General features: G+C 70.1%; 21 protein-coding genes. 16 read left to right on the top strand and 5 right to left on the bottom strand.

Features of this window, described 5'->3' with window-relative positions:
- Nucleotides 1-15: 15 nt before the first annotated feature.
- From G4Q83_RS14150 to G4Q83_RS14135, 4 genes are all read right to left on the bottom strand, one after another.
- Nucleotides 16-666, bottom strand: a complete 651-nt coding sequence (locus G4Q83_RS14150; RefSeq protein ID WP_128418950.1) for a DUF4276 family protein — start codon at nucleotides 664-666, stop codon at nucleotides 16-18.
- Nucleotides 667-668: 2 nt separating this feature from the next.
- Nucleotides 669-1,901 (bottom strand): AAA family ATPase, encoded by a 1,233-nt coding sequence (locus tag G4Q83_RS14145; protein WP_128418949.1) that lies wholly within the window; start codon nucleotides 1,899-1,901, stop codon nucleotides 669-671.
- A 9-nt stretch (nucleotides 1,902-1,910) separates the two neighbouring features.
- A complete protein-coding gene (locus G4Q83_RS14140) occupies nucleotides 1,911-2,336 on the bottom strand; it encodes a DNA polymerase III subunit chi (protein WP_128418973.1) in 426 nt (141 codons plus the stop codon).
- 164 nt (nucleotides 2,337-2,500) lie between these two features.
- Complete coding sequence (locus tag G4Q83_RS14135) at nucleotides 2,501-4,000, bottom strand: leucyl aminopeptidase (protein WP_128418948.1); 1,500 nt, start codon at nucleotides 3,998-4,000, stop codon at nucleotides 2,501-2,503.
- A gap of 108 nt (nucleotides 4,001-4,108) precedes the next feature.
- Between G4Q83_RS14135 and lptF the strand changes: the two genes are divergently transcribed.
- Both lptF and lptG read left to right on the top strand, forming a co-directional pair.
- Entirely contained in the window at nucleotides 4,109-5,194 is a 1,086-nt protein-coding gene (gene lptF, locus G4Q83_RS14130; RefSeq protein WP_128418947.1) for an LPS export ABC transporter permease LptF, read from the top strand.
- Nucleotides 5,191-6,297 (top strand): LPS export ABC transporter permease LptG, encoded by a 1,107-nt coding sequence (gene lptG / locus G4Q83_RS14125; RefSeq protein WP_128418946.1) that lies wholly within the window; start codon nucleotides 5,191-5,193, stop codon nucleotides 6,295-6,297. Before lptF ends, lptG begins: the two co-directional genes overlap by 4 nt.
- Before the next feature lie 75 nt (nucleotides 6,298-6,372).
- Here the strand turns inward: lptG and G4Q83_RS14120 are convergent, their stop codons facing one another.
- Entirely contained in the window at nucleotides 6,373-6,846 is a 474-nt protein-coding gene (locus tag G4Q83_RS14120) for an RDD family protein (RefSeq protein ID WP_128418945.1), read from the bottom strand.
- A 179-nt stretch (nucleotides 6,847-7,025) separates the two neighbouring features.
- Here G4Q83_RS14120 and xerD point away from each other — a divergent pair, with 179 nt between their 5' ends.
- The 14 genes from xerD to gspD all read left to right on the top strand — a co-directional run bounded on the left by xerD (nucleotide 7,026) and on the right by gspD (nucleotide 25,251).
- A complete protein-coding gene (gene xerD, locus G4Q83_RS14115) occupies nucleotides 7,026-8,000 on the top strand; it encodes a site-specific tyrosine recombinase XerD (RefSeq protein WP_128418944.1) in 975 nt (324 codons plus the stop codon).
- 108 nt (nucleotides 8,001-8,108) lie between these two features.
- Nucleotides 8,109-8,909, top strand: a complete 801-nt coding sequence (locus G4Q83_RS14110) for a DsbC family protein (RefSeq protein ID WP_128418943.1) — start codon at nucleotides 8,109-8,111, stop codon at nucleotides 8,907-8,909.
- A gap of 213 nt (nucleotides 8,910-9,122) precedes the next feature.
- Nucleotides 9,123-13,310 carry a phosphoribosylformylglycinamidine synthase gene (gene purL, locus G4Q83_RS14105; protein ID WP_128418942.1) on the top strand — a complete coding sequence of 1,396 codons (4,188 nt, stop codon included), beginning with the start codon at nucleotides 9,123-9,125 and terminating at the stop codon, nucleotides 13,308-13,310.
- A gap of 447 nt (nucleotides 13,311-13,757) precedes the next feature.
- Complete coding sequence (gspE, locus tag G4Q83_RS14100) at nucleotides 13,758-15,485, top strand: type II secretion system ATPase GspE (protein WP_128418941.1); 1,728 nt, start codon at nucleotides 13,758-13,760, stop codon at nucleotides 15,483-15,485.
- Nucleotides 15,486-15,609: 124 nt separating this feature from the next.
- Complete coding sequence (xpsF, locus tag G4Q83_RS14095) at nucleotides 15,610-16,824, top strand: type II secretion system protein XpsF (protein ID WP_128418940.1); 1,215 nt, start codon at nucleotides 15,610-15,612, stop codon at nucleotides 16,822-16,824.
- A gap of 617 nt (nucleotides 16,825-17,441) precedes the next feature.
- On the top strand, nucleotides 17,442-17,876 hold the full coding sequence (gene gspG, locus G4Q83_RS14090) for a type II secretion system major pseudopilin GspG (protein WP_128418939.1): 435 nt from the start codon (nucleotides 17,442-17,444) through the stop codon (nucleotides 17,874-17,876).
- 78 nt (nucleotides 17,877-17,954) lie between these two features.
- The gene (gene xpsH / locus G4Q83_RS14085) at nucleotides 17,955-18,404 is read left to right on the top strand and encodes a type II secretion system protein XpsH (RefSeq protein WP_128418938.1); all 450 of its coding nucleotides are present in this window, start codon (nucleotides 17,955-17,957) and stop codon (nucleotides 18,402-18,404) included.
- A complete protein-coding gene (xpsI, locus tag G4Q83_RS14080; RefSeq protein WP_128418937.1) occupies nucleotides 18,401-18,817 on the top strand; it encodes a type II secretion system protein XpsI in 417 nt (138 codons plus the stop codon). Before xpsH ends, xpsI begins: the two co-directional genes overlap by 4 nt.
- Complete coding sequence (locus G4Q83_RS14075) at nucleotides 18,814-19,464, top strand: type II secretion system protein J (RefSeq protein WP_128418936.1); 651 nt, start codon at nucleotides 18,814-18,816, stop codon at nucleotides 19,462-19,464. The genes xpsI and G4Q83_RS14075 overlap by 4 nt, the downstream gene beginning before the upstream one ends.
- Nucleotides 19,461-20,321 carry a type II secretion system minor pseudopilin gene (locus G4Q83_RS14070; RefSeq protein ID WP_128418935.1) on the top strand — a complete coding sequence of 287 codons (861 nt, stop codon included), beginning with the start codon at nucleotides 19,461-19,463 and terminating at the stop codon, nucleotides 20,319-20,321. Before G4Q83_RS14075 ends, G4Q83_RS14070 begins: the two co-directional genes overlap by 4 nt.
- Entirely contained in the window at nucleotides 20,318-21,442 is a 1,125-nt protein-coding gene (locus G4Q83_RS14065) for a PilN domain-containing protein (RefSeq protein ID WP_128418934.1), read from the top strand. The genes G4Q83_RS14070 and G4Q83_RS14065 overlap by 4 nt, the downstream gene beginning before the upstream one ends.
- A complete protein-coding gene (gspM, locus tag G4Q83_RS14060) occupies nucleotides 21,423-22,187 on the top strand; it encodes a type II secretion system protein GspM (RefSeq protein WP_128418933.1) in 765 nt (254 codons plus the stop codon). The genes G4Q83_RS14065 and gspM overlap by 20 nt, the downstream gene beginning before the upstream one ends.
- Nucleotides 22,177-22,965 (top strand): type II secretion system protein XpsN, encoded by a 789-nt coding sequence (gene xpsN / locus G4Q83_RS14055; protein ID WP_128418932.1) that lies wholly within the window; start codon nucleotides 22,177-22,179, stop codon nucleotides 22,963-22,965. Before gspM ends, xpsN begins: the two co-directional genes overlap by 11 nt.
- Nucleotides 22,966-22,974: 9 nt before the next feature.
- Nucleotides 22,975-25,251, top strand: a complete 2,277-nt coding sequence (gene gspD, locus G4Q83_RS14050; RefSeq protein WP_128418931.1) for a type II secretion system secretin GspD — start codon at nucleotides 22,975-22,977, stop codon at nucleotides 25,249-25,251.
- Nucleotides 25,252-25,254: the final 3 nt, after the last annotated feature.

Below are 25,254 nucleotides of genomic sequence, written 5' to 3'. Positions count from 1 at the left end.
CTGGCTTCTGCGCCGCTAGTCGACTTGCGCCAACTTCCGTATTCCATCCCGGAACTTACGGAAGCTTGGAGATTGATTCAGTTCCACGTCCATCCTTGGACCGATCTGGCTGGCCCATGCATGCTTGACCTCACCGGGCAATGGCCACCCTGCTTTGCGGATTGCGGTCGAGCCGCCAGGGTGGATGGCATCCGCCAACAGCTCCCAGGTACCACAGATGCTGTCTTGCTGGTAGTTGGCAAGAATGTCTTTCCGGGCTTTGGGATAGGCGGCAAGAAGCGCCGGCCTGTCGCCTAGTAGCCAGGCTTCCATTTCCTCAATTGCCAAACGGAACAGCGTGTTGGGTGCTGAAGTGCATCGCGCCAGCAAGTCTTTCAGTTCCCTCAAGAATGCGCTGCAGTCACGCTGGTCGGTATCCACGACTACGACGACCACATCGATTCCGGGTGTCCTGCCGTAGCCATTGAGCACACGTGGCAATTGGTTCAGCAGTGCTCGCTTTGCGGGGTCCGCAGCGGTTGAAAGGCCGCGAGGAATCCGGCCAATGCCCTTGTAGTCGATGATGCGCCAGGTATGGGGATGTCCATATTGGCCAATGACCCGAGGCAGGAGGATTTCGATCAGCTTTGCTCCGGAACTGTCCTCCGCCAAGACTTCGATGTGCATGCTTATTTCGCGTCCAGATAGTCGCTATACCACAGTCCACCCAAAGGCAGTCCCTCATCCACGAGATTGCGCACCAGTTCTATGTCTGAGGCACGACGAATGTTGGAGAAACCGTTGCTGTTCTTTTCGAGGATCCACACTTCCGTTGGGGAAAGCGCGTCCACGAAATAGGGCTGGTGCGTGGTGACGAAAATCTGTGGTGCGTTCTTCTTTCCGGTCGCATGGTTGCGTAGTTCGTGTGCGAGCGAGTCGAGCAGACGGTGGTACAGTCCGTTTTCGGGTTCCTCGATGCAGATGAACGGCGGTGGGTCAGGATCTTCCATTAGTAGCAGATAGGCGAATATTTTCAGGGTGCCATCTGACATTTGTCCTGCATAAAATGGATCCCCAAACGCGCCATCGTTGAACTGCAACAGTACTCGCTTGTCTTCTGTCACTGTGGTGCTGATGCTGTGCACGCCAGGAATCTTGGTTGCAATACGGTCCAAGATCGACTTGAAGCGTTCCTTATGCTCGCGCTCCATGTACTGCACGACATTGCCGAGGTTCTCGCCATGTATGTCGAGATGCCGTTGCGGTCCAGCCGTTGGAATCGAGCGGGCGGCATCCGGATGAAAGTACGACAGGTACCAGCCCTTCAGGAAGTCACGGAAGCGCTTGATACGTGGATGCTCTTTCAGAGTTCCGAGTGTGGCGATGCCCAGTTGCCGAAGATCGGTCAGTTCGACGTCTTCCTGTGCGCGGTCTTCCTCGCCGCTGGCGGTTTCTACCGCCTCTTCGCCAGCCCACACCTTGCCGATGCCATGGTGCAAGCGTAGGAAGGGATAAGGCCGGCCGTGCTTCTGTCCTTTGCGGCGCTGTTTAAGAACCTCAGACTCCACAAATGGCCGGCCGCCGCTATCCAGGTTGATTGCCAATTCGTACGTAATAGGGCGTTCGCCCTTCGCCTCACGATAGTAGATATCAAACCGAATGGGTTCCTCGACTCCTTGCGAGCGCATCCGCTCAAACCCGCCGCGCTGCTTGACGTCGCATGCCGACTCCACATTGGTGGACAAACAATCGGCGACAAAGCCAAAAGCATCGAATAAGGTGCTTTTACCCGCGCCGTTCTTGCCAATGACAACCGTGAAAGGCGTCAACGGATCACCCTGCTGCTCGGTGGAGAGCCTTCCTAGCGTAATGTCACGCAGTGCTCGGTAGTTGCGAACACGGAACCCTTCGATCAAAGCCATTGCATTGCCTCACATGTCGTATTTGCTGAGTTCGAAGCCCTGCGCCTTGTACTGCTTCCAGCGCTCGCGCAGCGGTTCGCGCGCGGCGGGATCGGCCGGCACCACTTCCAGCACGCGATCGCAGGTGCCCAGGTAGGCGTCGTCGCGCAGGTTGATCACCAGCGCGCGCGACGGCGCTTCCACGCCGGGCGGGACGATCAGCACCTGCGCCTCTTCCTCGTCGACATCGGCGCCGGCGATCTGGTGCGGGATGTAGGCATCGGGGTCGAACGCCCACAACAGCTCGTCCAGCTCCTCGGCCTGCGCCTGGTCGCGCGCCAGCACCAGCGTCCACAGGTTGGCGTCGTTGGCCTTGCGCGCCAGCTCGCAGACCAGCCGCAGCGGCTCGGCGAGGAAGCGCGGCTTGGCGATCAGATAGAAATCGGCGCGCATCAGGGGCCGGGACCAGGGACCGGGGACCGGGGACCCGTGAGGCCGGGACTGGGAACTGGGGACTCGGGACTGGGAAAGTGGGTTCGCGAACACCGGCGGATCTTTCCGGAATCCAGGAAGATCCCATTGGCGCCGACGCAGGCTCGGGAGAACGACATGGCGGCGCCTTACCGAGTCCCGAGTCCCGGGTCCCGGGTCCCGACCCGATCCAGCAACCACTGGCTCAGCAGCCCCACCGGCCGCCCGGTCGCCATGCCGCGCTTGCCTTCGTCGCTGGCCACGCCGGCGATGTCCAGGTGCGCCCAGCGCCGGCCTTCGGCGAAGCGCGACAGGAAGCAGCCGGCGGTGATGGCGCCGGCCCAGCGGCCGCCGATGTTGTAGACGTCGGCGAAGCTGGAATCGAGCAGCCCCTGGTACTCGTCCCACAGCGGCAGGCGCCAGGCGCGGTCGAACACATGCTCGCCGGCGGCCAGCAGTTCGTCGGCCAGGTCGTCGTGCTTGCTCATCAGGCCGGCGGTCTGGTGGCCCAGCGCGACCATGCAGGCGCCGGTCAGGGTGGCCACGTCGATCAGCGCCGCCGGGTCGAAGCGCTCGGCGTAGGTCAGCGCGTCGCACAGGATCAGGCGACCCTCGGCGTCGGTGTTGCCGACCTCGATGGTCTTGCCGGACATGCTGGTGATCACGTCGGACGGGCGGTAGGCGTTGCCGTCGATGGCGTTCTCCACCGCGGGCACCACCACCACCAGGTTCAGCGGCAGGCGCGCGTGCGCCGCGGCGACGAAGGTGCCGATGACGTTGGCGCCGCCGCACATGTCGTACTTCATTTCCTCGATGCCGCCCTGGGTCTTCAGGTTGACGCCGCCGGTATCGAAGGTGATGCCCTTGCCGACCAGCACATAGGGCCTGGCGTCGCCGCCGCCGTTCCACTTCAGCACCAGCAGCCGCGGACGGTTGGCCGCCCCGCGCGCCACCGCCAGCAGCGAGCCCATGCCCAGTTCCTGCATCTGCGTCTCGTCGAGGATCTCGGCCGCGGCGCCGTCCACGCCGGCGGCGAACGCGGCCGCGGTCTCGGCCAGGTAGGCCGGGGTGCACAGGTTCGGCGGCAGGTTGCCGAGTTCGCGGGCGAACGCGACGCCGGCGGCGATGGCCTGGCCCTGGGCCAGGGCGGTGGCGTCCTCGCCGGCCACGGCCAGGCTGGCCAGGCCACCGTCGTCGGGCTTCTTCTTGCCCAGCGTGGCGGTGTAGCGGTAGCAGGCATGGTCGCTGGCGATCGCCGTCTGGCGGATGTTCCAGGCGCGGTCGCGGCCCTTCACCTCCAGCTCGGACAGGGTGAACAGCGCCTTGGTCGCCGGCCCGCTCTTCAGCGCGCGCGCCGCATCGCCCACCGCCTTCAGGTATTGCGGCACGCCGAACTTGGCCGCTTCGCCCAGGCCCACCGCCAGTACGCGCGGCGCCGCCACCCCCGGCAGGTCGTGCAGCAGCGTGGTGGCGCCGGTCTTGCCGCTGAGGTCGTCGCGCCCGGCGAGGGCGCTCAGGCGGCCGCCGCTGGCCGCGTCCAGGGCCTGGGCGGCAGGCGACAGGCGCTTGTCGGCGAACACGCCGACGACGATGCAATCGAACGCCGCCGTAGCCGGGGCGTCGTGGTTCAGGGTGAATTCCAGGGCCATTGATCAGATTCCGTTGGCAAATCCGTACAATCGCGGGCTGTTTACCTCCAGCCGGGTTAGGCTGGATCCGCCGCGAACGAATCTGAGAGTCTAAATCAACCCACCTCCATGCCGAAGCTCGATCGATACCTGTTGCGCGATTTCGTCCAGAGCTTCTCTGCCACCCTCATCGTGTTGCTGGTGGTCGGCGTCGGCGGGGTACTGGTCGACGTCCTCGGCAACATCGCCGATGGCCGCATCCCGGCCAAGCTGCTGTTCTCCCAACTGGGCCTGCAGTTCGTGGTGTATCTGCCGCTGATCCTGCCGCTGGCGCTGATGCTGGGGCTGCTGCTGGCGCTGGCGCGGCTGTACCGTGACTCGGAGATGGCGGTGATCACCGCCATCGGCGTCGGCCCGCGGCGCCTGCTGCGGCCGATCCTGCTGCTGGTGGCGCCGGTGGTGGCGCTGGTCGGGCTGTGCTCGCTGTGGCTGGGTCCGTGGGCCGACCGCACCTCCGACCGGCTGATCGACCAGGCCAACCGCAGCCTGCTGATGGCCGGGCTGGAGGCCGGGCGCTTCACCCCGCTGTCCGACGGCGGCATCGCCTACATCAGCACCCTGTCCGGCGACGGCACCCAGCTGGGCAAGGTGTTCATGCAGCGGCAGAAGGACGGCCGCCTGGACGTGGTGACCGCACAGCGCGGCGCGATGTTCTTCGAGGGCCAGACCGACCGCTACCTGCGCCTGGAGGACGGCTACCGCGTCGAAGGCCCGCTGGCCGGCGACGGCCTGGGCTACCGGCTGATGCGCTACGCCAGCAACGACGTGGCCCTGCCCGATCGCAACGCGGCGCGCAAGGACGACGATCCCGAGTTGCTGCCCACCGCGCAGCTGATCGGCGACCCGCGGCCGCAGGCCAATGCGCAGCTGCACGCGCGCATCGCGCCGCCGCTGCTGGCGCTGGCCTTCGCACTGCTGACCCTGCCGCTGTCGCGCAGCGCGCCGCGGCAGCAGCGCTACGGCCGGATCATGCTGGCGTTCCTGGCCTACCTGGTCGGCACCAACCTGATGTTCATCGGCACCCAGTGGCTGAGTACCGACAAGCTGCCGCGCGCGGCCGGGCTGTGGTGGCTGACCCTGCCGCTGCTGGCGCTGGCGGTGTGGACCTACCTGCGCGACGGCCGCCTGGCGCGGCCGCGGAGGCAGTCCGCATGAGGCTGCGCCCGAACCTGCACGACGTGTACGTCGGCCGCGCCGTGCTCGGCACCGTCCTGCTGACCTGGGCGGTGCTGCTCGGCCTCGACGTGATCATGGCCTTGTCCAACGAATTCAAGGACATCGGCAAGGGCAGCTACAGCCTCGGCCACGCCGTGGCCTATGTCGCCTACACCGTGCCGCGGCGTGCCTACACCCTGTTCCCGACCGGCGCGGTGATCGGCGTGCTGATGGGCCTGGGGCAGCTGGCGGCGACGTCCGAGTTGACCGCGCTGCGCGCGCTGGGCCTGTCGCGGCGGCGGCTGAGCGTGGCCGCCTCCGCGGCCATGGCGGTGCTGACCGCGGCGATGGTGTTCAGCGGCGAGACCCTGGCGCCGTGGGCGCAGAACCAGGCCGATGCGATCAAGGCCAATGCCAAGTACAACAGCAATATGAGCATGGCCCGCTACTCCGGGGTGTGGGCGCGCGAGGGCGATACCTTCTTCAACGCGCAGAGCGGCGAGGAGCACTTGGAAGGCAGCAGCGGCAGCTGGCTGCAACTGCGCGACGTGCGCCTGTACATCCTGGACCAGAACGGGCGCCTGGCCTCGCTGACGCATGCCGCGACCGCCGAGCATCGCGACAGCGGCTGGACCCTGAAGCAGGTCTACCGCGACACCTTCGCCGAGCGCTCGGTGCGGCGCGAGACGTTCGACAGCCTGCCGTGGGCCTCGCAGCTGGACGCCGTGGCGCTGGCTTCGGGCCTGGCCAAGCCGCGCAACCTGTCCGCGCATGAGCTGCACACCAGCATCGAGTACCGGCGCCGCAACGGCCTGGACGCGCGCGACTACGAGGACCAGTATTGGAGCCGCTGGTTCTATCCGCTCAACGTGCTGACGCTGTGCTTGGCCGCGATTCCGTTCGCGTTCGGCGCGCTGCGCAGCGGCGGCATGGGCAAGCGCCTGTTCCTGGGCATCCTGTTCGCGCTGGCGTTCTGGCTGCTGCAGCTGTTCTTCGGGCGCATGGCCGGCGCGCTGAAGTTCGACTACCGCATCGCCTACGCGCTGCCGCCGCTGGTGATGCTCATGGTCTCGTGGCTGCTGTTCCGCAAGCGCAGCAGTTGAGCGCGCGCCGCGTGAGCCGGCCGGGACGGCGCCTGCCGTCCGCGGCGCCGGCCGCGCGGTGGGTCCGGCGCCCGGTCAGCGCTGCCGTTGCGGAAGCCGGACCAGCCGCGTCCTGCTGGCGCGGTCATGCCAGGTCAGCCGTTCGCGGTCCAGCAAGGCCCACCAGAAGCCCAGGCCGCCCAGCAGCAGCGACAGCGTGCCGACCAGGTAGCGCCGCCACAGTGCGTTCCATGGCGGCGTGCGGCCATCGGCGCCGTGCAGGCGCAGCCGCCACGGGCGCATGCCCAGGGTCTGGCCGCCGCGGCGCCAGCTCAGCGTCGCGTACAGCCCGGCCACCAGCCAGCAGCACAGCCACAGCAGCCACTGCAGTGCGCTGAACGGGGCGATGTTCTCGCGCACTGCGTGGCCGTCGAGGGTATAGCCCAGGGTGAACAGCGCCGAGATCGCGAACCACAGCGCCAGCACCGGCCAGGCGTCGTAGAACAGCGCCAGCAGCCGCCACGGCAGCAGCGCGTGTGGACGGGCGGCGGCGGCGGACGAGGCGGGCATCGGCACAGCTTAGCGCAGCACCTCATGCGCGACAGACTCTTGCGATCAGCGTCGGCCATCTTGTGCCGCAGCGCTCAGGCGCTAGCCTTTTCCCGAGTCCCGAGTCCCGAGTCCCGAGTCCCGAGTCCCGAGTCCCGAGTCCCGAGTCCCGAGTCCCGAGTCCCGAGTAAGCTCCCCCCATGCCCGACCTCCACACTCCCGCCGAACGCCGCCAACAGGCGCAACGGCTCGCCCTGCTGCGCGCTGCCGATGCCGCCGCGATCCAGCAGTTCCTGGACGCGGCCTGGGCCGAGCAGGGCCTGGCGCGGCAGAGCCTGGACAGCTACCGGCGTGACCTGGAGGGTTTCGCGCGCTGGCGCGACGGCGCCGGCGGCGGCCTGCCCGGCGCCGACCGCCAGGCCCTGTTCGACTACCTGGCCTGGCGCACCCGACTGGGCTATTCGCAGCGCAGCAATGCGCGCTGGCTGTCGTCGTTGCGCGCGTTCTTCGCGCTGCGCCTGCGCCGCGGCGAGCGCCGCGACGACCCGACCGCGCTGCTGGACCCGCCCAAGCTGCCGCGCTCGCTGCCCAAGGCCCTGGCCGAGAGCCAGATCGACGCGCTGCTGGCGACGCCGGACGACACCGCCCCGGCCGGCCTGCGCGACCGCGCCATGCTCGAGCTGATGTACGCGGCCGGGCTGCGCGTCAGCGAGCTGGTCGACCTGCCGGCGAACGCGGTGAACCTGCGCCAGGGCGTGCTGCGCGTCACCGGCAAGGGCAGCAGGGAGCGGCTGGTGCCGCTGGGCGAGGAATCGCAGCACTGGCTGCAGCGCTACCTGGACACGGCGCGGCCGGCGCTGGCGGCGGGGCAGGCGGTGCCGGCCAGCGACGGCATCGTGCCGATGTTCATCGATGCGGCGCGGCGCCCGCTGCGCCGGCAGCGGTTCTGGGGCCTGGTCAAGCGCTATGCGGCGCTGGCCGGCATCGACCCGGCGCTGGTCAGTCCACACGGCCTGCGCCACAGCTTCGCCACCCACCTGCTCAACCGCGGCGCCGACCTGCGCGCGCTGCAGATGCTGCTCGGCCACAGCTCACTGTCCACCACCCAGATCTACACCCTGGTGGCGCGCGAGCATCTGCAGAAGCTGCACGGCAAGCACCATCCGCGCGGCTGAGCCGCCGCCGCGTGGGGCGGGCGCCGCCGCCCGCTGGGCCTGCGTACATGGCGCCAAGTGGGGGGTATGCGACAATCCAGCCCGATCCGCAGCCCTCATGGATAGCCAATGCTCCGTCTTGCTCTTTGCGCGCTGTTGGGCGCCGCTTCCCTTTCCGCCTGCGCGCAGCCGGCCGCGCCCACCACCGCGGCCCCGGCCAAGCCGGCCGCCGCTCCTGCCGGCGCCCCGGGCGAGCCGCGCGTGCGCGCGGCGCTGCTGCAACTGGACCCCAACTTCAAGCCCGACTACATCGGCACCGCGCCGTTCCCCGGCTTCCGCGAAGTGGTGGTGGGCGGGCAGGTGCTGTACGTGTCCGACGACGGCCGCTACCTGTTCCAGACGCAGCCGTTCGACATCCAGGAGAAGCAGTTCGCTTCCAGCGAGGGCCTGCTGAGCTATCGCCGCAAGCTGCTGGAATCGGCGCCGCGCACCGAGCGCATCGTGTTCGCGCCGGCCAATCCGAAGTACACGATCAGCGTGTTCACCGACATCGAATGCGGCTACTGCCGCAAGCTGCACAGCGAGATCGCCGAGCTCAACAAGCAGGGCATCGCAGTGGAATACCTGGCGTTCCCGCGCATGGGCCTGGGCAGCCAAGACTACAAGGACATGGTCGCGGTGTGGTGCGCGGCCGACAAGAAGAAGGCGCTGACCGACGCCAAGGCCAGCGGCAAGGTGCCGGGCGCGGGCAACTGCAAGAACCCGGTGACCATGCAGTACAACCTGGGCCAGCGCCTGGGCGTCAACGGCACCCCGGCGATCTTCGCCCCGGACGGCACCCAGCTCGGCGGCTATCTGCCGCCGGCGCAGCTGCGCCAGGCGCTGGACAAGCGCGCGGCCGAGGCGGGTCGGGCTGGGGGCAGTCGCTGAGCGGTCGGGACTCGGGACCGGGGACTCGGGACTCGGAAAAGCGGGTTCCGGGTGGCTGATCCGTTGTCGGCGCACGATGCGTTCCGCGCGGACTAAGTCCTGATTTTCCTGGGTTTTTTCCGGTCGCCGGAAACTGCTTTTGCGAGTCCCGAGTCCCGAGTCCCGAGTCCCGGCTACACTACGCAGCCCGTTTCCTCACACGGTTCCCCGGACATGATCGTCCTCGAGGGCGCTTCCGCCCTTTCGTCGTTCCGCCGCGCTCGGCTCGAAACCCGCCTGCACTCGCTGGTCCCAGGTCTGCGCATCGCCGGCGCCTGGCACGTCTACTTCATCGACAGCGACGCCGACGCCGACGGCGCGTTGGATATCGCCGCCGCGCAGCGCATCCTGCAGGCGCAGGACGCGCCGGCCGTCGCCGAACCGGGGACCCGTTCGCGCTACGTGGTGCCGCGCCTGGGCACGCGCTCGCCGTGGTCGAGCAAGGCCACCGAACTGGTGCGCGGCGCGGGCCTGGCGATCCGGCGCGTGGAGCGCGGCACCCGCCTGGACCTGGCCGGGTGGCCCGAGGATGCCGGCGCGCAGGCGGCGCTGGCCAGGCTGCTGCACGACCCGATGACCCAGTCGCTGCTGGACGGCGCGGCGCAGGCGCAGGCGCTGTTCCAGGCGCCGGCGCGCGGCGCGGTGGAGCGCATCGCGCTGGACCAGCTGGAGGCGGCCAACGCGCGGCTGGGCCTGGCCCTGGCCCAGGACGAGATCGACTACCTGCGCCAGCGCTTCGGCGAACTCGGCCGCGATCCGGCCGACGTCGAGCTGATGATGTTCGCGCAGGCCAATTCCGAGCACTGCCGGCACAAGATCTTCAACGCCAGCTGGAGCATCGACGGCAAGGCGCAGGAACGCTCGCTGTTCCGCATGATCAAGCACACCCACCAGCAGACCCCGCAGCACACGCTCAGCGCATACAGCGACAACGCGGCGGTGGTGGAAGGGCATCCGGCCGCGCGCTACCGCCCGGACCCGGCCAGTGGCGAGTACCGCAGCGAGGCGCTGACGCCGTCGGCGTTCTGCATCAAGGTCGAGACCCACAACCACCCGACCGCGATCGCGCCGTTCCCGGGCGCCTCCACCGGCGCCGGCGGCGAGATCCGCGACGAGGGCGCCACCGGCCGCGGCGGCAAGCCCAAGGCCGGCCTGACCGGCTTCAGCGTCTCGCACCTGCGCATCCCGACGTTGCCGCAGCCGTGGGAAGGCGAGCGCCCGCTGAACCCGCGCATGGCGCCGGCGCTGGAGATCATGCTCGAGGCCCCGCTCGGCGGCGCCGCGTTCAACAACGAATTCGGCCGGCCCAACCTGCTCGGCTATTTCCGCAGTTTCGAACTGCCCGAGGCGCCGGGCCTGACCCGCGCCTACGACAAGCCGATCATGCTCGCCGGCGGTCTCGGCGCGATCGACCGTATCCAGGTCGAGAAGCTGCCGCTGCAGCCCGGCGACGCGGTGATCGTGCTCGGCGGCCCGGCGATGCTGATCGGCCTGGGTGGCGGCGCGGCCAGTTCGGTGGCCTCCGGCGACAGCGCCGAGGACCTGGATTTGGCCAGCGTGCAGCGCGACAACCCGGAGATGGAGCGGCGCGTGCAGGAGGTCATCGACCGCTGCGTGGCGCTGGGCGCGGACAACCCGATCCGCTGGTTCCACGACGTCGGCGCCGGCGGCCTGTCCAACGCCATTCCCGAACTGCTGCATGACTCGGGCGTAGGCGGCATCATCGACCTGGACCGCGTGCCCAGCGACGACCCGTCGCTGTCGCCGATGCAGCTGTGGTGCAACGAATCGCAGGAGCGCTACGTGCTCGGCGTGCCGCAGGCGCGTCTGGCCGAGTTCGCCGCGCTCTGCGAACGCGAGCGCTGCCCCTTCGCTGCGGTCGGCGTGGCGACGGCCGAGGAGCGGTTGGTGGCGGGGTATGGGACGCTGGGGACTCCGGACTCCGGACTCGGGACTCGGAAGGAGCAAATGCACGCGGCAAGCCCGCTGCATTCGCCAGCCGTCGATCCCGCGATTCCCGCTGAACCGGCCTCTCCCGCGTCCCGCGTCCCGCATTCCGAGTCCGGCGACTTACCGATCGACCTGCCGATGGACGTTCTCTTCGGCAAACCCCCGAAGATGCACCGCGATGCGCGGCAGCCGCCGGCGCCGCGCTGGCCGGAACTGGACACCGCCGCGCTGGACCTGCGCCAGGCCGGGCTGCGCGTGCTGGCGCACCCGGCGGTGGCGGCGAAAAGTTTCCTGGTCACCATCGGCGACCGCAGCGTCGGCGGACTGACCGCGCGCGAGCAGATGATCGGTCCGTGGCAGTTGCCGCTGGCCGATTGCGCGATCACCCTGGCCGGGTTCGATACCCATGCCGGCGAAGCGATGGCGATCGGCGAGCGCACCCCGCTGGCGCTGCTCGATGCGGCCGCCGCGGCGCGCATGGCGGTCGGCGAGGCGATCACCAACCTGTGCGCGGCCCCGGTCGCGGCGCTGGCGCAGGTCAAGCTGTCGGCGAACTGGATGGCCGCGGCCAACCACGACGGCGAGGACGCGCGGCTGTACGCCGCGGTCAAGGCGGTGGGCATGGAACTGTGCCCGCAGCTGGACCTGAGCATTCCGGTCGGCAAGGATTCGTTGTCGATGCAGGCGCAGTGGGGTGTGGGCGGGACTCGGGACTCGGGACTCGGGACTCGGCAAGAGCAGGAGCCTGGTTCCATCTCTTCTGGCAATCCTGCCGTTGCCGACACCGCTGCTGTTGCGAGTCACGCGTCTCGGGTCCCGAGTCCCGGCTCCGCTACCCACAAATCCGTCTCCCCGGTCTCCCTCATCGTCTCCGCGTTCGCGCCGGTGGCCGATGCGCGCACGCAGCTGACGCCGTTGCTGGCGCGCACCGCCGACAGCGAGCTGTGGCTGATCGGGCTGGGCGGCGGCAAGCAGCGCCTGGGCGGCTCGGTGCTGGCGCAAGTGCATGCCGAGGGCGGGTTGCCGGCGTTCGGCGGGCCGGTGCCGGACCTGGACGATGCGCAGCGGCTGCGCGCGTTCTTCGAGCTGATCCGCGACGCGCGTCAGGCCGGGCTGCTGCTGGCCTACCACGACCGCAGCGACGGCGGCGCCTTCGCCACCCTGTGCGAGATGGCGTTCGCGTCGCGCCAGGGCCTGGAGATCAGCCTCGACGCCTGGGGCGACGATCCGTTCCGCAGCCTGTTCAACGAAGAACTGGGCGCGGTGGTGCAGATCGCCGGGCAGGATCGCGCCGCGTTCGCCGACCTGGTCGAGCGGCACGCGTTGACCGAATGCGCGCAGCGCATCGCCCGGCCCAGCACCGCGGCGGTGATGCGCGTGGGTCTGGCCGGCAAGACCCTGGTCGAATGGCGCTGGGAGGAGCTGTTCGATGCGTGGTGGTCGGTGAGCCATGCCATGCAGAAACTGCGCGACAACCCCGACAGCGCCGACGAGGAGCGCGCGGTGGCGCGCGATTTCGCCGCACCGGGGCTGAAGCCGAAGCTGGCCTTCGATCCGGCCGAGGACATCGCCGCGCCGTACATGGACGTACAAGTGCCGCGCGCGCAGGACGCGCAGAAGCGGCCGCCGTTCGTCGCCCGCCGCCAGTGGCCGAAGGTGGCGATCCTGCGCGAGCAGGGCGTCAACGGCCAGATCGAGATGGCCAACGCGTTCGAGCGCGCCGGCTTCCGGGCGTTCGACGTGCACATGAGCGACCTGATCGCCGGCCGCGTGGACCTGGCCGGGTTCGCCGGCCTGGCCGCCTGCGGCGGCTTCAGCTACGGCGACGTGCTCGGCGCCGGCCGCGGCTGGGCCACCTCGATCCTGGAGCGGCCCGCGCTGCGCGATGCGTTCGCGGCGTTCTTCGCGCGCAGCGACACGTTCGCGCTGGGCGTGTGCAACGGCTGCCAGATGTTCAGCCAGCTCAAGGACATCATTCCCGGCGCCGAGCACTGGCCGCGCTTCCTGCGCAACCGCAGCGAGCAGTTCGAAGCGCGCACCAGCCTGCTGGAAGTGGTGGAATCGCCGTCGATCTTCCTGTGCGGCATGGCCGGTTCGCGGATCCCGGTGGCGGTGGCGCACGGCGAAGGCCGCGCCGAATTCGACAGCGCCGTCGACCAGGCCGCCGCGCGCGTGGCATTGCGCTTCGTCGACGGCAACGGCGAGGTCGCGCAGCGCTATCCGCTGAACCCGAATGGCTCGCCCGAGGGCATCACCGGCGTGACCAGCGACGATGGCCGGGTGACGATCCTGATGCCGCATCCCGAGCGCACCCCGCGTTCGCTCAACCTCAGCTGGCACCCCGAGGGCTGGCCGGACGCATCGCCGTGGCTGCGCATGTTCCGCAACGCGCGGGTGTGGGCGGGCTGCTGAGCGCGCGCCGGCCGCGTCTGCCGCCGACGCGCGTGCACGCACGGCCGCCGCCCCGTGGTACCTGAATCCGCGCCGTCGCGGCTGACGGCCCGGTGCCGGCGCCGCCCCGCCGCCTCGCCCTGCCGCGGCGCTCGCCGCGAACGCGCTGATCTGGCAGCAACCGTGCCGCGGCCAACGCGGTCGCGCTGGCCGCGCATTCGTCGCCGCTGCCGCCCGCGCGCCGATGCAGGCAAACGCACGTGGCCGCACGCGGCGTCGCCGCGCCGGCGACACGGCGACACGGCGACACGGCGACACGGCGACATGCTGCGCGCCGCGCATGTCGTGCCGATGACGGCAGCGCGCGCCGCCGCGGCCGCCGTAGACAGTCGCGGCGGCCGATGCCGTGCGATCCGGCGGCAGGTCGCGCCGAACTGCTAAAGTCGCCGCACACCTCGGAGGGATTGTGTGAACGCGCTCGTGAAGGACATCGCCGTCATCGATACGCCCGAAGCGCGCATCGTCGCTGCATTGCTGGCCAAGGGCCGGCTCAAGGATGGCGATCTGCTGCGGGCGCGGCAGTTGCAGCGCGAATCCGGCGACGGCCTGCTGTCGCTGTTGGCGCGGTTGGGCCTGGTCTCCGAGCGCGACCACGCCGAGGTCAGCGCCGAAGTGCTGGAGCTGCCCCTGCTCGATGCCAAGCAACTGCCGGCCACCGCGCCGGAGACCCTGCCCGAGGCGCAGCCGTTGTCGCTGCGCTTCCTCAAGCAGTTCCACGTGTGCCCGCTGGGCGAGCGCGACGGCGCGCTGGAACTGTGGATGGCCGATCCGCATGAGCCCTACGCGGCCGATGCGGCGCGCCTGGCCACTGGCTTGCGGGTGCTGCCGCGGGTCGGCCTGCGCTCGGAGATCGACGACCTGATCGAACGCTGGTTCGGCCAGGGCCGCAGCGCAATGGGCGCGATCGTGGAAACCGCCGACGGCGACAGCGCCGCCGCCGACGACATCGAGCACCTGCGCGACCTGGCCTCCGAAGCGCCGGTGATCCGGCTGGTGAACCTGGTGATCCAGCGCGCGGTGGAGCTGCGCGCCTCTGACATCCACATCGAGCCGTTCGAGAGCCGGCTGAAGGTGCGCTACCGCGTCGACGGCGTGCTGATCGACGGCGAGAGCCCACCGGCCAAGCTGACCGCGGCGGTGATCAGCCGGGTCAAGATCATGGCCAAGCTCAACATCGCCGAACGGCGCCTGCCGCAGGACGGGCGCATCATGCTGCGCGTGCAGGGCAAGGAACTGGACCTGCGCGTGAGCACGGTGCCCACCGCGCACGGCGAGAGCGTGGTGATGCGCCTGCTCGACCGCGAGACGGTGGTGTTCGACTTCCACCGGCTCGGCTTCACCGACGCGTTCCTGCCACAGTTCCGCAAGGTGCTGGAGCAGCCGCACGGCATCCTGCTGGTCACCGGTCCCACCGGCTCGGGCAAGACCACCACGCTGTACACCGCGCTGAGCCAGCTCAACACCGCCGACGTCAAGATCATCACCGTCGAGGACCCGGTCGAGTACCAGATCGAGGGCATCAACCAGATCCAGGCCAAGCCGCAGATCGGGCTGGATTTCGCCCATGCGCTGCGCAGCATCGTGCGCCAGGATCCGGACATCATCATGATCGGCGAAATGCGCGACCTGGAAACCGCGCGCATCGCGATCCAGTCGGCGCTGACCGGCCACCTGGTGCTGTCCACGCTGCACACCAACAACGCCGCCGGCGGCATCACCCGCCTGCTCGACATGGGCGTGGAGGACTACCTGCTGACCTCCACCATCAACGGCATCCTCGCCCAGCGCCTGGTGCGGCGGCTGGAGCCCACCCATGCCGAGCGTTATCCGGCCTCGCCGGAGGAGATCGAGAAATTCGACCTGCGCCGGCTGCAGCCCGAGGGCGACATCTTCCTGTTCCGCCCGCGGCCCTCGGTGATCGCGCCGACCGGCTACCTGGGCCGTACCACCATCATGGAATTTTTGGTGATGAACGACGCGCTGCGTCGCGCGGTGATGCGCCATGCTGGCATGGGCGAGATCGAACAGCTGGCGCGCGAGGCCGGCATGCGCACGATGTACGAGGACGGCCTGGGCAAGGCGCTCAGCGGCCAGACCACGATCGAGGAAGTGCTGCGCGTGACGGAGGAAACCTGATGCGCGCGGCACCCAGCGCAGGCGCGGCGGCATGCAGCGGCGCGGTGGCGCTGCGGCGGTCGCGTCGGCATGCGCGGCGCGTGCTCTGCGGGTCCCGGGTCCCCAGTCCCGAGTCCCGCCCCTGATGCCGCTGTACCGCTACAAGGCGCTCAATCCGCACGGCGAGATCCTGGAAGGCCAGATGGAGGCCGCCAGCGACGCCGAGGTGGCGCTGCGCCTGCAGGAGCAGGGGCACATGCCGATGGAGGCCAGACTCGCAGCCGAAGGCGGCGGTACCTCGTTGCGCGGCCTGTTCCGGCCCAAGCCGTTCGACGGCGCGGCGCTGGTGCAGTTCACCCAGCAACTGGCGACCCTGCTCGGCGCCGGCCAGCCGCTGGACCGCGCGCTGTCGATCCTGCTCGAACTGCCCGAGGACGAGCGCTCCAAGCGCACCGTCGGCGACATCCGCGACGCCGTGCGCGGCGGCGCGCCCCTGTCGGCCGCGCTGGAGCGCCAGCACGGGCTGTTCTCGCGCCTGTACATCAACATGGTCCGCGCCGGCGAGGCCGGCGGCAGCCTGCACGACACGCTGCAGCGCCTGGCCGAATACCTGGAGCGCAGCCGCGAACTGAAGGGGCGGGTGATCAACGCGCTGATCTATCCGGCGATCCTGGTCAGCGTGGTCGGCTGCGCGCTGCTGTTCCTGCTCGGCTACGTGGTGCCGCAGTTCGCGCAGATGTACGAGAGCCTGGACGTGCAGCTGCCGTGGTTCACCCAGGCGGTGCTCAGCGTCGGTCTGTTCGTGCGCGACTGGTGGATCGTGCTGCTGGTGGCGCCCGGGCTGGCGCTGCTGGCGGTGGACCGCAAGCGCCGCGACCCGGCGTTCCGCGCCAGCTTCGACGCCTGGCTGCTCAGGCAGCGCTTCATCGGCGTGCTGATCGCGCGGCTGGAAACCGCGCGCCTGACCCGCACCCTCGGCACCCTGCTGCGCAACGGCGTGCCGCTGCTGGCCGCGCTGGGCATCTCGCGCAACGTGCTGTCGAATCTGGCGCTGACCGCCGACGTCGGCGCCGCGGCCGACGAGGTCAAGAACGGCCACGGCCTGTCGGCCTCGCTGTCCAGGGGCAAGCGCTTCCCACGCCTGGCGCTGCAGATGATCCAGGTCGGCGAGGAATCCGGCGCGCTGGACACGATGCTGCTGAAGACCGCCGACACCTTCGAGCACGAGACCGCGCAGGCCATCGACCGCCTGCTCGCCGCGCTGGTGCCGGCGATCACCCTGGTCCTGGCCTCGGTGGTCGGGCTGGTGATCATTTCCGTCCTCGTCCCCTTGTACGACCTCACCAATGCGATTGGGTGAGGCGCCACGCTCATGCGCCATGGCGCATGTGGCGCCGAACGCCCGGCCACGGATGGCCGGGCCGGCGGTTCCGGCGCACGTGGTGCTGCGCCAGGGATGGCGGTGTGGGCCTGTGGCGCAGCGGAGCATCGAATCGATCGAAGGAGGCCATGCGTTTGCGAACCACTGGTTCGCGCATGGCCGAACGCCCGGCCATGGATGGCCGGGTCGGTCTGTCTGGGTGCAGCCCTGTCGCGCCAGGGACGGCAATGACCATGCAGGCAGCATGTGCGCGGCGCGCCATGGCGCATGTGGCGCCGAACGCCCGGATGGCCGGGCCGGCGGTTCCGGCGCACGTGGTGCCGCGCCACGGAGGGCGGCGTGAACCGATGGCGCAGCGGACTGTCGAATCGATGGACGCCATGCGTTCCATGGATGGCCGGGCCGGTGTATCGGGCCGCCGTCGTGTCGCGCCATGGATTGCCACTGGCGCGCCGACAGCCATCCCGCGCCGCACCATGGCGCGCGCTACGTACGGATTTGCGCGCATGAAGCGCAGCTGCACGCCCCGCGCGCGACGGCGACCATCTTCATCATGTTCGGCTACACAAGGTTTTTCACCGCAAGGATCCGATGCAATGCGAAATATCCGCTCCCTGACCCGTTCCCCCTCCGCCGCGCGCCAGTCGGGCATGAGCCTGCTGGAAATCATCATCGTCATCGTGCTGATCGGTGCGGTGCTGACCCTGGTCGGCAGCCGCGTGCTCGGTGGCGCCGATCGCGGCAAGGCCAACCTGGCCAAGTCGCAGATCCAGACCATGGCCGGCAAGATCGACAACTACCAGCTCGATACCGGCAAGCTGCCGTCCAAGCTCGACGATCTGGTCGCCGCGCCGGGCGGCGTCAGCGGCTGGCTCGGCCCCTATGCCAAGGCCAGCGAATTGAACGATCCATGGGGCCATCCGATCGAGTACCGGGTGCCCGGCGAAGGAAGGCCGTTCGATCTGATCAGCCTGGGCAAGGATGGCCAGCCCGGCGGGACCAGTTACGACGCCGACATCAAGTACGAGTGATCCGGCGCCGTGATCCAGGCCCCTGCCGGCGGTCTCCAGCGCGGTGCGCACGCGTGCGCGCCGCGGACGCGCGTGCGCATGCGCGGCGTGTCGCTGCTGGAGATGCTGCTGGTGGTGGGACTGATCGCCATCGCCGCGGTGCTGGCCGCGTCGGTGCTGAGCGGCGGCATCGACGGCATGCGCCTGCGCTCCTCGGCCAAGGAGATCGCCGCGCAACTGCGCTACACGCGGGCGCAGGCGATCGCCAGCGGCCAGCCGCAGCGCTTCTTGATCGATCCGCAGGCGCACCGCTGGCAGGCGCCGAACGGCCGCCATGGCGAGATCCCGCCGTCGCTGGCGGTGCGTTTCAGCGGCGCGCGCCAGTCGCAGCGGCGGCAGGACGAAGGTGCGATCCAGTTCTTCGAGGACGGCGCCGCCACTGGCGGGCGCATCGAACTGCAGGCGCGCAAGGCGAGCTGGCGGATCGACGTGGCCTGGCTGACCGGCGAGGTCCGGGTCGGGCGGCCGCCGCAGCAGGCCGGACCATGAAAACGCAACGCGGCTACACCCTGATCGAGGTGATCGTGGCGTTCGCGTTGCTGGCGCTGGCGCTGACCCTGCTGCTCGGCTCGCTGTCCGGCGCCGCGCGCCAGGTCAAGCGCGCCGACCAGCTCAGCCGCGCCACGCTGTACGCGCAATCGCTGCTGGCCGCGCAGGGCGTGGAACAGCGACTGCAGCCCGGCCGCGAACAGGGCAGCTTCGAGCAGGGCCGCTACCGCTGGACCCTGGAGGTGGCGCCGTACGTCGATGCGCGGCGGCCGCCGGACGCCGCCGCCGTGCCCGGCGCGCCGACGCTGCTGCAGTTGAGCCTGCAGGTGCGCTGGGGCGATGATCCGGCGCAGGCGTTGCAGTGGAAGACCTTGCGCCTGGCGAGCGCACAAAACCCCGGAGCGTCGTTTTGAACCGCGCGCCGGGCCGTGCCGCCACGCGCGGCTTCACCCTGATCGAAGTGCTGCTGGCCACGGTGCTGCTGGTCGGCGGCCTGACCCTGGCCTTCGCCACGCTGCGCTCGGCCACTGCGATCAGCGGCCGCGGCGAGGCGATCGCCGGGCGCAGCGAGCGCATGCGCGCGGTCGAGGGTTTCCTGCGCCGGCGCCTGAGCGGCGCGCAACCGATGGCGCTGGAGATCGACAGCCGCACCCTGCAGCCGGTGCGCTTCGTCGGCGAACCGCAGCGCATGCAGTTCGTCGCCGATCTGCCCGACTACCTGGGCCGTGGCGGTCCCTACGTGCACGACCTCGGCGTGAGCGGCGCCGGCGGCCAGCAGCGCCTGGCGATCGCACTGGTGCAGGTGCAGGCCGGCAAGCAGATCGCCGACGCCAAGCCGCGCCCGCCCGAGCCGCTGGCCGAGGGTCTGCGCCAGGTGCGTTTCCGTTACCGCGGCATCGATCCGGAACGCGGCAGCATCGGCCCCTGGCAGGAGCGCTGGGAGCGCACCGACCAGTTGCCGTTGCTGGTGTCGATCGAACTGAGCAGCGACGACGGCATGGTGTGGCCGCCGCTGGTGGTGGCGCTGCACCAGACCGGCAGCGCGGAGGCGCAGCAATGAGCGCGGCGCCGGGGCAGGCGCGCGGCGCCGCGCTGGTGCTGGTGCTGTGGCTGATCGCGCTGCTGACCGCGTTGATCGGCGCGTTCGCGTTGACCGCGCGTACCGAGGGCCTGCAGGGCAAGGTGCTGGGCGACGGCGCGGCGGCGCAGGAGCGCGCCCGGGCCGGATTGGAGTACGCGCTGACCCGGCTCGCCGGCACGCCGATGCAGCCGGGCTGGCGCGCGGACGGGCGCCGCTACCGTTGGCAGTACGAAGACGCCACGATCGACCTGCGGATCACCGACGAGAGCGGCAAGGTCGACCTGAACCTGGCCGACGCGCCGCTGCTGGCCGCGCTGGTGCGCGCGGTCGGTGGCGATCCGCAGCGTGCCGACCGGATCGCCGCGGCGATCGTGGACTGGCGCGATCCGGACCACCTGAGCCAGCCCAACGGCGGCGCCGAGGACCCGGACTACGCCGCCGAAGGGCGTCCGTACGGCGCCAAGGACGCGCCGTTCGAGAGCCTGGACGAACTGCAACTGGTGCTGGGCATGGACCCGGAGCTGTACGCCAAGCTGCTGCCGAACCTGACCCTGTACAGCAGCATCTCGCGCCCGGCGCCGGATTTCGCGCCGGCGCCGGTGCTGACCGCGCTCGGCCTGGATGCGCGGCAGGTGCTGGCGCAGCGCGAGCGCAACGATCCGGTGCAGGCCGCCGCGCTCGGCGGGGGCGGCGGCACCTACGGCATCGAAAGCCGCGCCAGCTTGGCGGCCGGACGCGAGGCGGTGCTGCGCGCGGTGGTGCGACCGGGCTCGTCGGCGCTGCCGGGCTCCGCCTACACTGTGCTGCGTTGGGAAGAAGGATCGACGGTGCGATGACTGCGTGGCGCGACATGATGGGGAAGTTCGGCGTACGCATGGCGCCCGGTGCCGGCGGTCTGCTGGCCTGGTGGCAGCGTTCGCTGATGGCCTGGCTGCCGCCGCGCTGGCAGCTGCAGTTGGGCTGGTCGCAGGCGCGGCTGCTGCTGTGGCGCGAGGGCGAGCAGTTGCTGCTCGCGCGGCAGGTCGATGCCGAGCTGGGCACGCCGCTGGCGCTGCCGTGGCCGCTGCCGCCGAAGGACCTGGACGCCGTGCTCGGCCCGCGCCTGGCCGCGCTGCCGCGGGTCTGGCTGCTGCCGGCACAGGCCGCGCTGCAGCGCACGCTGCGCCTGCCGGCCGCGGCCGCCGAGCACCTGCGCGACGTGGTCCGGTTCGAGATCGACCGGCAGACTCCGTTCCAGGCGGACCAGGTGGTCTACGACGTGCGCCCCGGGCCGCGCCGCGACGGTGCGCAGATCGATGCCGACCTGGTGGCGGCGCCGCGCCGCGTGCTGGAGGAATTGCACGCCAGCGCAGGCGCGCTGCGCCCGACCCTGGCCGGGGTCGACGTCGCCGGCGCCGACGGCGCGCCGTTGGGCGTGAACCTGCTGCCGCCGGAGCAGCGCCATCGCCGGGCCGATCCGATGCGGCGCTGGAACGGCATCCTCGCCGCGGCCGCGCTGCTGGTGCTGTTCGCCGCCGGCTGGCAGTTGCTGGACAATCGCCGCGCCGCACTCGAGGGGCTGCGCGCGGACGTGGACAGCGACGCGCAGCGCGCACACGGCGTGGCCGCGCAGCGCCAGCAACTGCTCGACCTGGTCGAAGGCGCGGCGTTCTTCGACCAGCTGCGCGCCGAGCGGCCGACTTCGCTGGAAATCTGGAACGAACTGAGCAAGCGCCTGCCCGAGGGCACCTACCTGGAGAAGTTCTCGGTGGAGGGCGATCAGTTGCAGCTGATCGGGCTCAGCAGCGAAGCGTCCTCGCTGGTCGGGCGGCTGGAGGGCTCGCCGCTGTGGCGCACCCCGTCGCTGACCGGCGTGCTGCAGGCCGACCCGGGCAGCCACCGCGACCGCTTCACCTTGAACGCCGAACTGGCCGGGACCAAGCGCAAGGAGGCCGCCAATGCCGGTGCAGGTCGATAAGCGCGACCGCTGGCTGGCGCTGGGGCTGCTGCTGGCGGTGCTGGCGCTGGCCTACCTGGTGCTGGTGCATCCGTGGTGGACGCTGCCGATGCGCGAGGTCGCGGCGCAGACCCAGGAACTGCGCCAGCGCGAACTGCGCGTGCGCATGCAGTTGCAGCAGGCGCCGCAGGTGGCGCAGCGGCTGCAGCAGGCGCAACGCGATCTCGCCATGCGCCCGGGCTTCCTGCGCGAGACCTCGGCCGAGCTGGCCTCGGCCGGGCTGGTGCAGCGCCTGGAAAGCGCGGTGGTCACCGCCAGCCCCGGCAACCGCAGCTGCGCCATCAGCAACCGTTCGCCGCTGGCTGCCGACAACCGCCGCGACCGCTTCACCCGCGTCGCGGTGCAGGTGCGGCTGCGCTGCGGCACGCCGGAACTGGCGGCGGTGCTGCATGCCCTGGAAAGCGGCACGCCGGCGCTGTTCGTGGACAACCTCAACGTGATGGCGCAGCGCTACCAGTTGTCGCCGGGCGAGAGCGGCAACGGCCTGGATGTGGCCTTCGAACTGGCCGGCTATCTGCGCCCCAACGCGATGCCGCCACCACCCATGGCGCCGGGCATGCCGCCGCCGCCGGGCGCGCCGGTGATGGAGGCGGGCGCCTCCGCCGGACCCGGGCCGAGCGAACCGGCACCCGCGCCTGCGGCGCCGGCCACGCCGGACGCCGCCGCGCCGGCGCCGCAAGTGGAGGAGGGCGCACATGCGAATTGAAGCGATCGGCCTGCGCACCGTGTGGCTGGCGACGGTGGCGCTGTGGGGCCTGCTGATCTGGGCGCTGGGCCTGGCCGGACTCGGCCAGCGCATCGTGCCGTTGCCCAACGATCCGGCCATGACCCAGCGCCTGCCGGCATTGCCGGCGCCTCTCGGCGACCGCCTCGGCGACTATTCGCGCTATGCCGAGATCGCCGCGCGCCCGGTGTTCGCCGAAGACCGGCGGCCGCATCCGTTCTTCCTCAGCGCCGACAACGGCCAGTCCGCCACGCCGAGCGTGCGCCTGACCGGGGTGCTGCTCACCGACAGCTTCAAGATGGCCACGCTGACCACCGAGCAGGGCGATTCGCTGCGCCTGCAGCAAGGCCACGATCCGGTGCAGGGCTGGCGGCTGCTGTCGCTGCAACCGCGTCGCGCGGTGGTCAGCGGCGCCGGTGGCACGCAGACCCTGGAACTGCAGGTGTTCGACGGCAAGGGCGGGCAGCCGCCGACCGCGCTCGGCCAGGGTGCGCGTGCGCCGGGCGCGCCGCCGTTGCCGCCGCCGCCCGCCGCGTCGGCGGTCAACGCGCCGGCCACCACCACCGCCGCGCCGTACTCGCCGGCGCCAGCGGGCGCGCCCGGGCCAGCGGCCGCGTCGACTCCGACCCCGACCGGACCGGCGGCCGCACCGGCACCGTCGTCGGAGCAACTGCAGGCCATCCGCGAACGTATCGAAGCCCGCCGCCGGCAGTTGCAGCAACAGCGCCAGAACGGCACCACCCCCGGCCAGAACCCTTAGAGTGATCGCATGACGCCGCGCTTGTTTCCCCTGTTCCTCGCGATCGGCCTGGTGGCCGGCTGCGCCACCACGCCCTCGCCGGACATCCGCCGCGGTGCCGCGATCGATTCCCACGTGGGCGCCGCCGGCAGCATCCAGGCGGGCGGCCAGTCCGGCGCGCCCGACCCCGACGCAGTGCCCGACCGCACCGCGCCGGTGATTCGCCGCGGCAGCGGCACCATGATCAATTCCAGCGCCGCTGCCCCGGCACCGTCGCTGGCCAACGCCGGCAGCGGCAGCGCCACCTTCAACTTCGAAGGCGAATCGGTGCACGCGGTGGTCAAGGCGATCCTCGGCGACATGCTCGGGCAGAACTACGTGATCGCGCCGGGCGTGCAGGGCACGGTGACCCTGGCCACGCCCAAGCCGGTGTCGCCGGCGCAGGCGCTGAACCTGCTGGAGATGGTGCTGGGCTGGAACAACGCGCGCATGGTCTACAGCGGCGGCCGCTACAACATCGTGCCCGCCGACCAGGCGCTGGCCGGCACGGTGGCGCCGAGCACCGCCTCGCCGGCCAGCGCGCGCGGCTTCGAGGTGCGGGTGGTGCCGCTGAAGTTCATCTCCGCCAGCGAGATGAAGAAGGTGCTGGAGCCGTACGCGCGGCCGAACGCGATCGTCGGCATCGACGGCTCGCGCAACGTCATCACCCTCGGCGGCACCCGCGCGGAACTGGAGAACTACCTGCGCACCGTGCAGATCTTCGACGTGGACTGGCTGTCGGGCATGTCGGTGGGCGTGTTCCCGATCCAGTCGGGCAAGGCCGAGCAGGTCGCCGCGGACCTGGAGAAGGTGTTCGGCGAGAACAGCAAGACGCCCAGCGCCGGCATGTTCCGCTTCATGCCGCTGGAGAACGCCAACGCGGTGCTGGTGATCACCCCGCAGGCGCGCTACCTGGACCAGATCCAGCAGTGGCTGGACCGGATCGACAGCGCCGGCGGCGGCAGCCGCCTGTTCTCCTACGAACTGAAGTACATCAAGGCCAAGGATCTGGCCGACCGCCTGGCCGAAGTGTTCGGCGCCGGCGGCGGCCGCGGCGACTCCAATCCCTCGCTGATGCCGGGAGCGCAGATGAATCAGCTCAACGGCGGCAGCCTGAATGGCAATGCTGACGGCGGCCTGGGCGGTAACTTCGGTGGCGGCGACGGCTTCTCATCGGGCGGCGCTGGTTCCTCCTCCGGCAGCACCGGCGGCCTGGGCAGCGGCAGCCTGCAGCTGTCGCCGCGCACCACCGGCAACGGCAGCGTGACCCTGGACGTGCAGGGCGACAAGGTCGGCGTCTCGGCGGTGGAAGAGACCAACACCTTGCTGGTGCGCGCCACGCCGCAGTCGTGGCGTTCGATCCGCGACGTGGTCGAAAAGCTCGACGTGATGCCGATGCAGGTGCACATCGAGGCGCAGGTGGCCGAGGTCAGCCTGACCGGCGATCTGCAGTACGGCGTGAACTGGTTCTTCGAGAATTCGGTCAACGCCTCCGCCGATTCCAATGTGTCCAATTCCACCGGCCTCGGTCCGGGAGCGGGCTTGCCCAGCGCCTTGGGTCGAAAGATCTGGGGTGATATCGCTGGCAAGGTCGGTAGCGACGGCCTGGGCTGGACCTTCCTCGGCAAGAACGCCGCGGCGGTGATCACTGCGCTGGACAAGGTCACCAACCTCAAGCTGCTGCAGACCCCCTCGGTGTTCGTGCGCAACAACGCCGAGGCGACGCTCAACGTCGGCACGCGCATCCCGATCAATTCGACCTCAATCAACACCGGCATCGGAACCGACGCCAGCTACTCGTCGGTGCAGTACATCGACACCGGCGTAATCCTGAAAGTGCGCCCGCGGGTGACCAAGGACGGCATGGTGTTCCTGGATATCGTGCAGGAGGTCAGCACGCCGGGTTCTCGTCCGGCCGCATGCACCGATGGCAATACCAGCGTGGTCAACAGCTCGGCCTGCAACGTGGACATCAACACACGCCGGGTCAAGACCGAGGCGGCGGTGCAGAGTGGCGACACCATCATGCTCGCCGGCCTGATCAACGACAGAACCAGCGATGGCAGCGCTGGCGTTCCGTTCCTGAGCAAGTTGCCGGTGGTCGGCGCGCTGTTCGGGTCGAAATCGCAGCAAAGCAACCGCAACGAAGTGATCGTGCTGCTGACCCCGACCATCGTGCGCAACCCGCAGGAAGCGCGCAATCTCACCGATGAGTACGGGCAGAAGTTCAAGGCCATGCAGCCGCTGCCGGCGGCGCGCGGCAAGTAGTAG

The sequence above is a fragment of the Xanthomonas theicola genome, assembly GCF_014236795.1.
Taxonomy (GTDB): Bacteria; Pseudomonadota; Gammaproteobacteria; order Xanthomonadales; family Xanthomonadaceae; genus Xanthomonas_A; species Xanthomonas_A theicola.
This window is presented reverse-complemented; position numbering and strand designations above follow the sequence as displayed.